Raw genomic sequence first — 13093 nt, forward strand, 5'->3', positions numbered from 1 at the left:
TTTAATTAACTGATACCACCTTATCGGTATCAGCATTGAGATTGATACTGGTATCCTTGTATCGACGACAGGGCACAATGCAACAGGAATTCCCACGATGGTAGATGAAAATAACCTGATCTGGATCGATCTTGAGATGACGGGTCTGAACCCGGATCACGATCGCATCATTGAGATCGCAACGCTGGTGACGGATGCAAATTTGAACGTGTTGGCTGAAGGGCCGGTCATGGCGGTGCATCAGTCAGACAGCCAACTGGCGCTGATGGATGACTGGAATGTGCGTACGCACGGTGCCAGCGGCCTGACGGATCGCGTCAAAGCCAGCACGACGGATGAACGCGCTGCCGAGTTGGAAACGCTGGCGTTTCTACAAAAATGGGTACCGGCGGGTAAATCGCCGATCTGTGGCAACAGCATCGGTCAGGATCGTCGCTTCTTGTTCCGCTATATGCCAGAGCTGGAAGCCTACTTCCACTACCGCTATCTGGATGTCAGCACGCTCAAAGAACTGGCGCGACGCTGGAAGCCAGAAATCCTGACGGGCTTTAAGAAGCAAGGCACGCATCAGGCGATGGACGACATTCGCGAATCACTGGCGGAATTGGCCTATTACCGTGAGAACTTTCTGCGGCTGTAGTCGTTGAAGCAAAACGGGTAGGGCGTGATGTGCCGCGATCTGCTGCTATTTACGTCACAACGCCTGTTTTGTCAGCGTATTGTTTTTTTTATCAGCAGTCAGACAATTTTTCATTTTGGGGGGCTTGCGGTTAAACGGATTTCTCGTATAATGCGCACCCCATACCGATGAAGAATTTCAATTAAAGAACTTCAACATCGTGTGAAGATTTACCGGGCGGGAATAGCTCAGTTGGTAGAGCACGACCTTGCCAAGGTCGGGGTCGCGAGTTCGAGTCTCGTTTCCCGCTCCAAGTTTTATCACTGTTTGTCACCATACAAGCAGTGCGCAGTAATCAGACGTAACGCCTGTTAATGTCTGTCCGATATGCGGGAATAGCTCAGTTGGTAGAGCACGACCTTGCCAAGGTCGGGGTCGCGAGTTCGAGTCTCGTTTCCCGCTCCAATCTTTTAGTTTTTTTCTTTCCTTCAATTCAGTGTCCTTTTCTCTTTTCATGTATCAAATCCGTTAAACACTTTCTGCTTTCTTCATCGCGTAAGAAACCCATGCTGTGCGCTGAGTGATGTCTCTGGGCTGTGCCTTGATCGTTGATATCGTAGATAAATCATTTTATTAAATACTTAGTCTGGTTATATTTATTCTGATTCTCTTTTCTATTTTATTTTTTATGTCGGTTTGATTTTGACGTAATATTAAAATTTAACTATGTTTATAACCAGAATGCATTTATAAAAATCACATCGTTTAAAATGAAGAAGGTTGTTATTGTTTTTAGTGATTTTTTCTATTCGACGCTATCTGGGGAGTATCATTTAAATTTCATGAGGCATTCCGATTATTTATTTAATAAATAATGGGTTGTTATCATGGATCATATGGTTATCCCTACAGATAAAAGAGGATGGAAAAATGAAAGCAATAAATAGCACTATTTTACATGTTGTAGCGACGGCGGCTTTAGTGATGAGCGGGTTTGCTCAGGCTGATGACACGGCAAAAGCACATACTGGAAAAGAGCAAGTTGAACTCAAACATATTCACGCTGTCCTGCAAAATGGAACGCCCAGCCCACAGCACGATGCGATGTGTGAGAAACAGCTGAATATGCCTGAATCCAAATACGCCGGCATGAAAGTGACAACAGAATATAATATTAATACCCAGTCAATGATGATGTCGGCAAAATCCATGTTCCCTTCGCCACACAGTACACAACCCATGGAATTAACGGCCGATTTATCCGCTTTGGGTCTCTCTGATAGCTATTCGTTTGGTGCATTTAGCCCTAGTGTTTTACCTGAGGCTAATATTCTTTTCTCTCTTGATAAAAAAATGAAAAACCCGGTGAGCACTTTCATGATTATTAATAAAAATGAAAGTTACAATTGTGTTATTAGCAGTTCAAAGGATGGCCTAAGCAAAGAGGCAATGAAAAGCCTTGAAATGAAGAAATAATAATTCTTCATTTTCTACTATAAATTGCAGGCAATTGCCTGCAATTTATGGCTATTTACACGATCCGTACTGCCATTCAGAGGGTGAACGAATATTGCCGTGCCATATGTACAAAGCAAGCACGGGCTCTTCTTGCGCCCGAGTCGCATGTGTCACACCGCTAGGGTGAAAAATTAACTCACCGGGTTGGCGCGGAAAATAGCCGCCATTCCCCATCGACCACAAACCCGTACCAGCCAGAGGAAGGTAAATCTCCGCCGCGGGATGGCAATGCGCTGGATAATGGGTTTTTGGTGCAATGAGCGTCAGCCCTATCGCGAAATGCGACGATATCCAGAAATCCTCAGGTCCGACAAATTGTGTAAAGGCGATTTTTTCGTCCAGATACGGAGAATCAGGATGAGGGGAATAATCAAAGTTCCAACTTAATGCGGGAGCTAATAGCCTGATCATTGAGCATAGCTCTCTGTCTCCTGATGTTTCTCCGATGTTCAATGCTTGTTCGAGGTAATCAACCGCAGGCAGCCGTGCGGCGGTATTCGGCCGCGTGTTTTTTACTGGCAGGGAAGGCCAGCTATTGACGATGGGGATGAGATCGCCACGTAAATGTTGTTCTACAGGTATCGAGACTAACCGTTTGTGGATCGTGAAAAGTAAGTGTTCGAGAATGCTGTCACTGCTGCTCATTATGTTCGCCCCATAAAAGACTCACTGGACCATCAAGCTCGGTAAGCAAAGGTTCAATGCCAGAGTAAAAAGGCGTACCGTGAATCAGCACCAGCGGCTGAACCTTGCCCCATGCGGCAGGCTGGCCTTCGAAAATAACGTTATGTTTTAGTTCAAGCATGTTATTGTCATATTCAATATTAGCTATATGACTATATAATACGAAAGATGAGTGAGAGATCAACCCAAGTCAAAGTATTAGCCAGCGAGCCTCGATTGGAAATACTCCGGCTACTGAAGCATCCGCAACAACATTTCAGTGGTCAGACGTCAGCCGATCCGCAGGAATTTGGTGTGTGTATTACGCTGATCGCCGACGCGCTGCATATCGCCCAGCCAACGGCCAGTCGGCATGTCGACCTGCTGCGGCAGGCGGGTTTCATTACGATAAAACGCTACCAGAAATGGACGTATTGCCAGAGAAATGAGGTGGCTTTAGCGGATTACATTCAGTGGTTGACGGGTGAATTGTGTGGGAAAACTGAGGGCTGATTGGCTGTGACTTGGTGTCGAGTGGGCGGATTCCTGCGTGTCATCGGGCGTTTCCTCGTGAGAACCCCCCTGTCGTCGAACATCATGTTACCTGTTTGTATACGGATGTAGTGATATCATCTCTGCTTAGGTGGCAAAATTCAGTGTGCCACGACAGGTCCGCGTTACAGGTAAATAATTATTTTGAGTGCAAATCGAATCCAAACCCCGTCTCTCCCCGTGTTAAAGCTCCTCGCACTTGCGACAGCCGCGTTTCTGACCTTACTGACTGAGATCATGCCGGCAGGGCTCCTCAGTGCGATCGCTACGGGTCTTGATGTCTCTGAAAGTCTGGCCGGCCAGTTCATTACCGCGTTTGCTCTGGGGGCGCTGTTATCTGCGATTCCCGCTACGGCGCTGACGCGCGGCATGCGACGCAAACCTCTGCTGCTCATTGCGATTAGCGGATTTGCCGTCGTGAATGCGGTGACCGCCTTTTCAGACAACTACGTTTTATCACTGGCCGCCCGCTTTGTCGCCGGTCTGTTCGGTGGCGTGGTCTGGTCGATGCTTGCCGGGTACGCCTCCCGTATGGTTCCCAGATGGTTACTCGGGCGTGCCATTGCCATTGTTGGTGCGGGCTCTACGGCGGCGCTGGTTCTCGGCGTACCGATTGGCGGCCTTCTCGGGTCAGTCATCGGCTGGCAGGGTGCATTTGGGCTCGTGTCGGCTATCGCGGTGCTCCTTGTTGTCTGGATCGCGCTTTTTGCTCCCGACTTCCCAGGGGAATCGGCGGATAAACGGTTATCACTGCCTCAGGTTGCCGCCAAGCGTGGCGTCGGGGCGACGCTGGCGCTGATCCTCACCTACATCGTCACGCACAACATTCTGTATATTTACATCGAACCTTTCCTCGTGGCTTCCGCCATGGGTGACTGGCTCAACGGTGTGTTGTTCATTTTCGGTGCGGGTGCGGTGTTTGGCCTTGTGCTGTCCGGCATTATCGTCGATGGCAACCTCAAGCGTCTCGGTCCTGCCGAGGTGTTCTTATTCGCCGCGGCGACGCTCCTTCTGGGCCTTTGGTCCGATGTACAGGTCATTCTGATTCTGGCAGTCTTTATGTGGGGCATCTCTTTCGGGGGATTCTCCGTCGTCACGCAAACGGCAATGACTCACCTTTCTTCTGACGCCGTGGACGTCGCACAGTCGATGTCTACCACATCGTGGAACACCGCGGTGGCTTCAGGGGGCGTCATTGGAGGATTGCTTCTCAGCAGCGCAGGCCCGGGCGCGTTTCCGTGGGTAATGATTGGGCTATTGACGCTATCATTCCTCGTCGTACTTCTGGGGGTTAACCGTGCGCTAGCGGCCGCTAAACCAGCGCAGTCCGTCTCCGTCAGAAGTGATTCCTTGATGCAGAGTAACCAACATTTATGAAATACCGCCATTTCCTGTTTGACCTTGACGACACGCTGCTGGACTTCAAAGCCTCTGAGCGTCTTTCGTTTGCGCGTACGCTGACGAACCTTGGCGTCGATATTGAGAATACGACCCTGTTCGCAGACTATCAGCGCGAGAATACTCAGCTATGGAGTGAGTTTGAAAAGGGGGAAATCTCCAAGGATCTCCTGAAAGTAGAACGATTCCGCCGCACGTTTTCCCTTCATCGCATCGATATCGATCCCCACAAAGCGAGCAACCTCTATCTGGAGTGCCTGCCTGAGACCGTGGTGTTGGTAGATGGCGCGGTTCAGATCTGTGAAGCGCTTGCCGAGATTGGTGAAGTTGGCATTATTACCAATGGTATTGAGCATGTGCAGGCGAAGCGTGTGGCGAACTCGGGTTTGGCAGATTGTCTCTCGTTTGTCGCCACCTCTGAGGCTTGCGGTTTCGCCAAGCCGGATGCGCGCTTCTTCGAGTTCTCCGCCAGCAAATTTAGCTCGTTCGAGAAAACCAAAGCGATCATCGTGGGCGACAGGCTCGATGCCGATATTCTTGGGGCGAACCTGTACGGTATAGACAGCTGCTGGTTCAATGCAGGCGGAGCCGCCAACGATTCGGATATCGCGCCAACCTACGAAGCCGCAACCCTGCAAGATGTCTTCACGCAGATCAGTGCAAAGTCTTAAGCCTGTACCACGCAACATCGACGACAATCACCATGGTTAACTCGCGGTGGATTGTCGTCGTTCTTAGTGCTCGTTTGAGCACTACATTTTGATGAACTATTTATTCTGAACGACTTCGTCTTCATACAATTTCAGAATACGTTCTGCGAATTCGTCATCGAGAGTATAAAAATAACTTTCAGGTACGTTAAGAACGCGGGCAAAGGAACACATCATTTCAAAGGTGGGGCGATGTGTACCGCTTTCGTACTGAGAAACTCGGGAACGGGCGGTTGCTTCTTCGATACCTGAAAGTACGCCTAATTTTTCCTGAGTAATTTTAGCGCGTAGGCGAGCTGCTTTTAGACGAGTAGGTAGCATTATGACACCATCAATAATCCATATTGGTGCCATGTTTAGCATCGCTTTACATTTTAGTTGCTTAGAGTCCCTGAACAGAGGTCATAGGCAAGAATAGAAAAATCAGAAGGAACGACTTTTGTATTGACGAAAGAGATCCAGAAGCATTTCTGCAAATTTGTCATCAACAGTATAAAAGTAACCTTCCGGTACATTCAGCACCTTAGCAAAGGCACACATCATTTCGAATGTTGGCCGATGTATCCCATTTTCATACTGTGAAACGCGTGAACGTGCGGTTTCTTCTTCAATGCCTGCCAGTGTACCCAGTTCTTCCTGAGTAAGATGGACGTTTAGCCGTGCAGATTTGAGACGTATAGGAATCATAGTCAACACCTCTATTAGATATTGACTTAATGTTTAGCATTACTTAACATTATAGTTGTTTAGATATACTGAACATTTACGCTGAAATCATGGAGGAGATAAAGATGGAAAATAATGACTGGCATCCAGCAGATATAATTGCGTCTTTAAGGAAAAAAGGTACGACGCTGGCGGCAGTTTCAAGGAAAGCTGGTCTAGCTTCGTCCACATTAGCGAACGCGCTGACAAGACACTGGCCGAAAGGCGAAAGACTGATTGCTGAGGCTTTGAACAAACGCCCCGAAGAAATTTGGCCTTCGCGCTATTAGGATATCGGACGCAGGGTGGAGGGGGATTGAAAACCAACTCTGTGGAAGTTTACAAAATTTTTTTCTTGCTGTGGTGGAACCGACAAGTGCAGCGCGTTGGTCGTTTGATATAGGGTTTTTTGCACAGTAAATTGTCAATGTTACACTGCTGTTGCAAGCAGTATTCCCATGTTGCCATGAGCTTCAAGAGAATACGCAGGACCAATCTTGTTCTCAACCTGACTTGCTACTTCTTTGTGGGTGATCGCTACGGTGATGGTAGCTCTTTTATCATATTGGTAACCATAGGGTTTTATCCTGTTCATACTCCTCGAATCAACAGTCTTATAGCTGGCCTTCGTTGGCTCAGTCTGGTTTATTCATGAAGCCGTAGTACTTCATACGGCTGTAAGCCGTTGCAAGTGACGCCGCTAACGATCTCTGCGCCAGCCCTTATGCCTCTGAGCTTTCTGAAGCGACCTATCACTTGATGCACATTTTCTGCACCAATTCTCGTAAACCCACATATCAGGGAAGGACTGAATCGATGCCTAAGGACATTACTCTGACGATGTTGGCAGTTGTACAACCGATATCTCCGTAATATCTCAATCATAGGTATTATCCAGTGCGACATGGTTTCTCTGTGTCGTGAGTCGCCGTGTGCCGTAGAACAGAGGTTATTGAGGATTTGGAGATAGCATATATCATGTCTAAACTGTGAAATGCAGATGTTGGTACGACAGGTTAGATGGTATCTCGCCGACCACCATTGTATGGTGGTTTGCCTGTCATCTGCTGTCGCTATATCGTCTAGTGGCTAGAACAGGGAGTTACTCTGCGCACGCTACATAATGAAATGGCATCGGTGCGAGTCATTCTAAGGGCTGCCGAGTGAAGCAAGTTGACTGGTGCGGAACGGTTAAGGAGTAAGGTGTACGGTTTTGATGCCAGAAACGTACACCGTCCCTATGTTAATATTACAGCTAATAAAGTAGCTATAAAATATTTTCATAACTAGAATAATAGAATGCTAATCTTAAAAGTCAGCATGTGAAACTGTATGCTTAAATGTTAATGAAATAACCTGTTGCCTGTTTGGGATAAATTAAATAAGATAAATCTCTTTTAGCTAAGAATAAGAAGAAATATGATTAAACCTATAAGGTTTTATGCCAAAAATTATAAGGCATATAAAGAAATAAACTTGGATGTTGGTAAATTCAATGTTTTTATTGGAAAAAATAGTGCGGGGAAAAGTGCTTTAGCAAGACTGGCTCCCTTAATTTTAAAATCATTGAATGTTGGTTCTGGTAATGTAGTTGATTATACTCCATTAGACATCGATATAGGCGCTTCATATCATGATGTAGTCCATGGTCACAATGAATACACTAGGCTTGAATTAGGTGCTACTTTTGATTGTGATGGCGAACAAATATCATTTGTTACAGAGTTGACTTTTTCCACTGAATTAAAAACACTATTGGTTTCAAATTTCAAATCTATATATAAAGATATAACATATCAAGCTGAATTAGATCTTGAAGGGTTAGAGAAGAATGGAAGCGTAAAATATATTTATGAAGGTAAGGTGCAGGAATTGGTATTTGATGGGTTAATCCCTAAAAATTTAAAGGATAGCGATAATGTGATTTTTATTCTATTAGAAAATGTTAGGAATTATGATTTTGATATAAGTTACTTAGGCCCTTTCAGATCGGAGTTACAAAGAACCTATACTGTAAAAACAATAAAAAAACTTGATATTGGAGATAAAGGCCAAAATGCTCCGTACATTTTCAAGGATGTTGACTATAAATCCAATGGGGTTTTAAGTAACAAGATTAAAGAGTGGATGCATAGTAATTTTAATGGAAAATATTTTGCGTTACGCTCTTTTGATAAATCTTTTTCAGTTGTTTGTAGTAATCAATTTAATGAGTCAAATATAATTGATGAAGGTATGGGGTTTGCTCAAATATTTCCATCAGTGATAAATAGAAATGTGCGGGATTTAAAGAAAATAAAAGGTATAGAAATAATTGAACAGCCAGAGTTACACATTCATCCTGCAGCTTGTGGAATAGTCGCCGATCTATATTTAAATGCAAGGAATAGTAATATCGTCTTTGTTGAAACTCATTCAAAAGAATTTGTCCTAAGGATTAGAAGACGTGTTGCAGAAGGTATTGATTGTGAAGATGTAAATATTATTTATGTTGACTATGATGATAGTAATAAGACAGCGAGACTTTCTCCAATTAAGGTTGATGATAAAGGAGCCGTTGATTGGTGGCCTAAAGGTATTTTTGAAGAGGATTTTGATGAAGTAATCGCATTAAACATGGCGAGTTCGCTGAAATGAAAATAAAATGCGAATTGGATGTATTAAACTCGTCTGATGATAAATTACTGTTTTTTTCAGGAATGATTTCACATAAAGACTCACACTCAATTGATTTGTCTAATATTAAGGACTTGATAAGTCATAGTAATATTAATGAATTTGAGAGGGCTTGTCTTCAAAGGTTGGTTGTCGCAGCAGCCAATACGAATTATCAATTAACAGTAACTATTTCAAAAGAAGGAAATGGGAGGGATAAATTTCGAGCGTCAGATCTAAATAAAATTTTAAGCCGTAAGGCTGTAGTGATTCTTGAAAATGAATTCAGTGATGCGTTATTTATTGATGTCGTACTAAAAAGTCAAAAAAAGCTATCTCTTTTACAGTCAAAAGATATTTCATGGGAGATTCGAGGGGCCGGAGGTTGTGGTGAAATACCCAAGCATATATTGAGCGAAGCAACTAAAATGAATAACATGAAAAGGATTTTAGTTGTTCATGATTCCGATCAATTATATCCAGGAGACAACACTAGTGACGTGCAAGCTAAGATAATTGAAACTGCAGCTCAGAATAATGTTCATTGCTGTACCCTTGAAAAAAGAGAGATAGAGAATTATATACCGGATAGCATTATTTCAGAATTAGATTTTGCAAGAAAAAAAATAGTTGAATCATTCTCAAAATTATCGTCTACACAAAAAGATTTTTTTGACTATAAAATTGGATTTAAGAGAAAAGGTGGGCATAAGCATAAAACTGATATTTCATTTAATGGTCTCTATGCCAACATCCCTGATGAAGTTTACGATGAAATAAAAAATGGTTTTGGAAAAGACATTGCTGGTTTGGTCTATAAAAAAGATGCGTTAATAACAAAAGATGACTTTGTTCTGCGATGTGATAAGATAAATACAGAATTTAAAAAAATCTGTGCGGCTATTGAGAGAATATTATGATTAATGACAAAAGTGAAATACCTTCAGTAAGCCCAGAAGTGATGTTTATCGATGATTTGGTTTCAAATATCGAAAATGGTAAGATTGTGTTACCAGAATTTCAAAGACCCTATGTTTGGAAAGAAAAAGATATTAAGTATCTATTTGATAGTATCTATAAAGGATATCCAATTGGTTCCATTCTTTTATGGAATGGTGGTGGAAAAGATATCCCGACTCCAAATTATGTTGGTGGAAGAGCTGTCAGTCAATCAAATGGTGAGAAATACTACATAGTTGATGGACAACAGCGTCTGACAACACTTTTTTGTTGCCTTTCAGATGACATTTTTGATGAAGATGGAAAATGGGATTTATATTTCAATCTTAGAGAGGATTCCTTTACACACTCCCCTGGAAATAAAGGGGATGATTCTCATTTTATAAGTATTAAATCACTCAGAAAAACAACTTCTTTTTTAAAGGAAGCTCGCAGGATTATAGATGAAACATCAGATGATTCTTTAATAGAAAAAGCCGAAATTTTAGCTGATAAAATTAGAAAGTATAAAATGGCAGTCATAAAATTAGATGGTGGAGATTTGTCTGAGGTTGTTGAGGTGTTTTCTAGGCTAAATTCTATGGGGAAAAATATCGGGCAGCAAGATATAGTCTATGCACTGACATACGATGGTGATTCTGACAGTGGAATTAATAAATTCATTGATGATGTTCGTGCTTGTTTTAAAAAATACTTTATTGATGAAAAAAACAAAAATGAAGTCTACCTTCAATTAATTAAAACTGCAATCGGATTTGAAGTTTATGATCAAGATAGGAACAAAATTGTTGAAAAACTAAAGACTATCAATAAAAATAATCCTCATCAATTAGAAAAAATACTTAGTTCTTTAGATGATACATTGAGGTTTTTTGTTGATGAAATGCTAATTAATAAATTCTCTTTGCTACCTTATACAAATATTCTATTTATGGCATTTCATTATTTTCATTCTTACCATGGGATGAAATCCACTAAGCGTTTAAGCAATTGGCTGTTCTTTATTTCAATATATGAACTTGGAAGGGCTAGTCCTTCAAAAATAGAGGGGATTATACTCTTCTTTAAAGAGGGGCTAAGTAAAAAGGAATTCAGCCTACAAGTTAGCCTAAGCAAACAGCTAAATCTTGCTGTTTCACCTGATTTATCTGCTAAGTATTCTGCTGGTTCTGCTTCCGGCAAGACATTGGCAATAGTGCTGAAAAACTATGTAGGTTCAGTTTTGTTTGATAATAACATTATCGGTGATGTTAACTCTTTTTCAATTTTCCCACCGCAAAGTTTATTTCGTTCAAGTTTAAGTAATTTTCTTGGGAGTAAAGTCTTTTTTACATATTCTGAAAATGAGTATAAATCCGTTATCGATGTAATTGAAAAGGCTGTTCCTACAGTATCGCTATCATTAAATGATAGAAGTAAGGAAAATATCATCGAGTTTCGTAGATATCATATGGCAAAGATTTATAATTCTTTTGCAGATGATATCGTCTCCTTTCTAAGGAATGAATATCTTTAACTTAATTATTATTTCTGATTTATACTTCATGATGTTGATATGTTGATATGTTGATATGTTGATATGTTGATATGTTGATATGTTGATATCATGAAGTTTCATTTTTTAATTTTATATGGTTAAACGCTTGGCTACATTACAGCTCCACGTATGCATTTTCAAGCTAGTACCCAATATAACCAACCAAAAAACTGGTACTTGAAATATTTTTTTAGTCAATGTATTGAGTGAGGAATATTTATCTCATTTTCCGTTCCAATCTTTTGGTTTCTTTCTCTAATAATTCCCTGCTTTATAATTTTTACTATTCAGGATCAATACTGCTTCAGGGAAAAAGCAATCTACTCTTTGGTATAACGTGTCTTTTCATACCAGATAACCTCTTTTTTAAGTAGAATAATGACCGAAAACTCACCTTTACGCTGGTACTGAACGAAGGGAAGAGATCAGTGATGCACTTTTCCCCTGGATGAGCGCCTGGAAGAATATTGTTTACCCGCTGGTGCGTAGCGGCATGCGCAAGCAAGACGTTCAAACGCGAAATGGCTGCATAAGTCGCCCATCTGGCGTATCTATTTCTGGCTCACCCAGCCGTAGCGGGCTGGGTGAGCCAGATTTCTGCATTCACTCTTCACCCAACGAGCGCGATACGCGTTCTTTTCTTAATACGCCCTGTATACCGACAAACAGCACGCCGGTGAGCAGCAAGATGGCGATGAGGCCGTCGTAGCCGTAAAACGTGATGGCGGCACCAGAGAATAGCGGCCCGCTGATACTGCCAGCCGACCACACCAGCCCCAGAAGTGAATTCATCACAATCAGCCGCTGACCGGCAAATTTCTGACCCGCCCGAACCAGAGACAGTGTGTAAAGCCCGCCTGCCGCTGCGCCCAGTACGATACAGACGGGGACCAAAAGCGAAGGGGAGGAGAACGAGAAGGTGATCAAGACCAGCATCACACAGAAAAGGATGCCGCAGCCGATGTGGGTTTTGATGATGCCGCATTTGTCTGCCAGCCAGCCAATCGGTGTCTGAAATACGGCATCGCCCAGAAAAATGAGTGTGACCAGTAAGATCGCGGATTTTTCGTCCAAGCCCTGTTCCATGCCATAAAGCGGAAAGAGCGCAAGGATACTGGCATCGAAGAAGGAGAAACAGAGCACGCCAGAAGCGATTGCCGGGAGAAAAGGAATAAGATCCCGATAAGATGCTGAGGACGATTCATCTGCCTGAACCATCGTGGCGCAGTTCCTCAACATGAACGCACACGCGGCGGATAGCGCGCAAATCAGCCATAGCGCATAGGTTTGCATCGGCTCGCCAGCGGCAATCAGCAGCGGCCCTATCAGCTGACACCCTGTGAAAACGGCGGCATACAGCCCCGTCAGCGTCGCTTTGTGTTTGTCTGACGCCCGACTGGTGACCCAGGTTTCTCCCAGCACCACCAAAACCCCCGAGGCGAGCCCGGTTAACAGACGGGGGAAGATGAGCGAAACAGGGTGTGACAGCAGGAACGAGGCAACGGTGGATGCCGCCAGAACGATCAGGCTGCCGGATAACAGATAGCTGGCGTGCAGGTGGCGGCTGAGCCATGGCGTAACGAAAGAGGATAGCATCATCCCCGCTGCGGGAAGGGCTGCCAGAATACCGAGTGTCGCGGTGCTGTGCCCGAGCTCGGCCAGCTTTAGGCTGATGAGCGGCAGCGTGTACCCCGTAACCAACCCCACGAGTGAGGCGGCGATAATCATGTTCAGTGTCGTGAAATTGGCTTCACGGGCATATGCTGTCATTGTCTT

At 43.5% G+C, this 13093-nt stretch carries 15 protein-coding genes and 2 tRNA genes; 12 read left to right on the forward strand and 5 right to left on the reverse strand.

Annotation, left to right across the window (positions count from 1 at the left end; all coding sequences use genetic code 11):
- The first annotated feature begins 97 nt into the window (after positions 1-97).
- The 4 genes from orn to MYB54_RS02390 all read left to right on the forward strand — a co-directional run bounded on the left by orn (position 98) and on the right by MYB54_RS02390 (position 2095).
- The gene (gene orn / locus MYB54_RS02375; protein ID WP_010283124.1) at positions 98-640 is read left to right on the forward strand and encodes an oligoribonuclease; all 543 of its coding nucleotides are present in this window, start codon (positions 98-100) and stop codon (positions 638-640) included.
- A 216-nt stretch (positions 641-856) separates the two neighbouring features.
- Positions 857-932, forward strand: a tRNA-Gly gene (locus MYB54_RS02380).
- Between the two features lie 76 nt (positions 933-1008).
- Positions 1009-1084: transfer RNA gene (locus tag MYB54_RS02385), tRNA-Gly, on the forward strand.
- Between the two features lie 465 nt (positions 1085-1549).
- Positions 1550-2095: a hypothetical protein gene (locus MYB54_RS02390; RefSeq protein ID WP_104210233.1), complete on the forward strand. Its 546-nt coding sequence runs from the start codon at positions 1550-1552 to the stop codon at positions 2093-2095.
- Between the two features lie 51 nt (positions 2096-2146).
- On the opposite strand, the gene MYB54_RS02395 is transcribed toward MYB54_RS02390, so the two are convergent.
- Positions 2147-2782, reverse strand: coding sequence for a dimethylsulfonioproprionate lyase family protein (locus MYB54_RS02395; protein ID WP_248721459.1), 636 nt, complete (start codon positions 2780-2782; stop codon positions 2147-2149).
- Positions 2769-2942, reverse strand: a complete 174-nt coding sequence (locus tag MYB54_RS02400) for a hypothetical protein (protein WP_014916770.1) — start codon at positions 2940-2942, stop codon at positions 2769-2771. Before MYB54_RS02400 ends, MYB54_RS02395 begins: the two co-directional genes overlap by 14 nt.
- Before the next feature lie 47 nt (positions 2943-2989).
- On the opposite strand from MYB54_RS02400, the gene MYB54_RS02405 reads away from it, so the two are divergent.
- From MYB54_RS02405 to MYB54_RS02415, 3 genes are all read left to right on the forward strand, one after another.
- Entirely contained in the window at positions 2990-3313 is a 324-nt protein-coding gene (locus tag MYB54_RS02405; RefSeq protein WP_248721460.1) for an ArsR/SmtB family transcription factor, read from the forward strand.
- Between the two features lie 183 nt (positions 3314-3496).
- A complete protein-coding gene (locus MYB54_RS02410; RefSeq protein WP_071822618.1) occupies positions 3497-4729 on the forward strand; it encodes an MFS transporter in 1233 nt (410 codons plus the stop codon).
- Positions 4726-5421 carry a YjjG family noncanonical pyrimidine nucleotidase gene (locus MYB54_RS02415; RefSeq protein WP_014916766.1) on the forward strand — a complete coding sequence of 232 codons (696 nt, stop codon included), beginning with the start codon at positions 4726-4728 and terminating at the stop codon, positions 5419-5421. The genes MYB54_RS02410 and MYB54_RS02415 overlap by 4 nt, the downstream gene beginning before the upstream one ends.
- A 96-nt stretch (positions 5422-5517) precedes the next feature.
- On the opposite strand, the gene MYB54_RS02420 is transcribed toward MYB54_RS02415, so the two are convergent.
- Both MYB54_RS02420 and MYB54_RS02425 read right to left on the reverse strand, forming a co-directional pair.
- Entirely contained in the window at positions 5518-5781 is a 264-nt protein-coding gene (locus MYB54_RS02420) for a helix-turn-helix domain-containing protein (protein WP_043902055.1), read from the reverse strand.
- Between the two features lie 102 nt (positions 5782-5883).
- Complete coding sequence (locus tag MYB54_RS02425; RefSeq protein ID WP_014916764.1) at positions 5884-6147, reverse strand: helix-turn-helix domain-containing protein; 264 nt, start codon at positions 6145-6147, stop codon at positions 5884-5886.
- 104 nt (positions 6148-6251) lie between these two features.
- Here MYB54_RS02425 and MYB54_RS02430 point away from each other — a divergent pair, with 104 nt between their 5' ends.
- From MYB54_RS02430 to MYB54_RS02445, 5 genes are all read left to right on the forward strand, one after another.
- The gene (locus MYB54_RS02430) at positions 6252-6455 is read left to right on the forward strand and encodes a helix-turn-helix domain-containing protein (RefSeq protein WP_014916763.1); all 204 of its coding nucleotides are present in this window, start codon (positions 6252-6254) and stop codon (positions 6453-6455) included.
- A gap of 817 nt (positions 6456-7272) precedes the next feature.
- A complete protein-coding gene (locus tag MYB54_RS22015; protein WP_148276443.1) occupies positions 7273-7332 on the forward strand; it encodes a phage integrase N-terminal domain-containing protein in 60 nt (19 codons plus the stop codon).
- A gap of 252 nt (positions 7333-7584) precedes the next feature.
- Positions 7585-8802, forward strand: a complete 1218-nt coding sequence (locus MYB54_RS02435) for a DUF3696 domain-containing protein (RefSeq protein ID WP_014916761.1) — start codon at positions 7585-7587, stop codon at positions 8800-8802.
- The gene (locus tag MYB54_RS02440) at positions 8799-9740 is read left to right on the forward strand and encodes a hypothetical protein (protein ID WP_014916760.1); all 942 of its coding nucleotides are present in this window, start codon (positions 8799-8801) and stop codon (positions 9738-9740) included. Before MYB54_RS02435 ends, MYB54_RS02440 begins: the two co-directional genes overlap by 4 nt.
- Positions 9737-11296: a DUF262 domain-containing protein gene (locus MYB54_RS02445; protein WP_014916759.1), complete on the forward strand. Its 1560-nt coding sequence runs from the start codon at positions 9737-9739 to the stop codon at positions 11294-11296. Before MYB54_RS02440 ends, MYB54_RS02445 begins: the two co-directional genes overlap by 4 nt.
- A 624-nt stretch (positions 11297-11920) precedes the next feature.
- Here the strand turns inward: MYB54_RS02445 and MYB54_RS02450 are convergent.
- Entirely contained in the window at positions 11921-13087 is a 1167-nt protein-coding gene (locus MYB54_RS02450) for an MFS transporter (RefSeq protein ID WP_014916758.1), read from the reverse strand.
- Positions 13088-13093 lie beyond the last annotated feature (6 nt).

It is taken from the genome of Pectobacterium nicotianae (genome assembly GCF_023272715.1).
GTDB lineage: Bacteria > Pseudomonadota > Gammaproteobacteria > Enterobacterales > Enterobacteriaceae > Pectobacterium > Pectobacterium brasiliense.

What these genes read in the sequence shown, in the direction of transcription:
- orn (WP_010283124.1), top strand. Translation starts at nt 98, where the DNA reads ATGGTAGATGAAAATAACCTGATCTGGATCGATCTTGAGATGACGGGT.
- MYB54_RS02390 (WP_104210233.1), top strand. Translation starts at nt 1,550, where the DNA reads ATGAAAGCAATAAATAGCACTATTTTACATGTTGTAGCGACGGCGGCT.
- MYB54_RS02395 (WP_248721459.1), bottom strand. Translation starts at nt 2,782, where the DNA reads ATGAGCAGCAGTGACAGCATTCTCGAACACTTACTTTTCACGATCCAC.
- MYB54_RS02400 (WP_014916770.1), bottom strand. Translation starts at nt 2,942, where the DNA reads ATGCTTGAACTAAAACATAACGTTATTTTCGAAGGCCAGCCTGCCGCA.
- MYB54_RS02405 (WP_248721460.1), top strand. Translation starts at nt 2,990, where the DNA reads ATGAGTGAGAGATCAACCCAAGTCAAAGTATTAGCCAGCGAGCCTCGA.
- MYB54_RS02415 (WP_014916766.1), top strand. Translation starts at nt 4,726, where the DNA reads ATGAAATACCGCCATTTCCTGTTTGACCTTGACGACACGCTGCTGGAC.
- MYB54_RS02420 (WP_043902055.1), bottom strand. Translation starts at nt 5,781, where the DNA reads ATGCTACCTACTCGTCTAAAAGCAGCTCGCCTACGCGCTAAAATTACT.
- MYB54_RS02425 (WP_014916764.1), bottom strand. Translation starts at nt 6,147, where the DNA reads ATGATTCCTATACGTCTCAAATCTGCACGGCTAAACGTCCATCTTACT.
- MYB54_RS02430 (WP_014916763.1), top strand. Translation starts at nt 6,252, where the DNA reads ATGGAAAATAATGACTGGCATCCAGCAGATATAATTGCGTCTTTAAGG.
- MYB54_RS02435 (WP_014916761.1), top strand. Translation starts at nt 7,585, where the DNA reads ATGATTAAACCTATAAGGTTTTATGCCAAAAATTATAAGGCATATAAA.
- MYB54_RS02440 (WP_014916760.1), top strand. Translation starts at nt 8,799, where the DNA reads ATGAAAATAAAATGCGAATTGGATGTATTAAACTCGTCTGATGATAAA.
- MYB54_RS02445 (WP_014916759.1), top strand. Translation starts at nt 9,737, where the DNA reads ATGATTAATGACAAAAGTGAAATACCTTCAGTAAGCCCAGAAGTGATG.
- MYB54_RS02450 (WP_014916758.1), bottom strand. Translation starts at nt 13,087, where the DNA reads ATGACAGCATATGCCCGTGAAGCCAATTTCACGACACTGAACATGATT.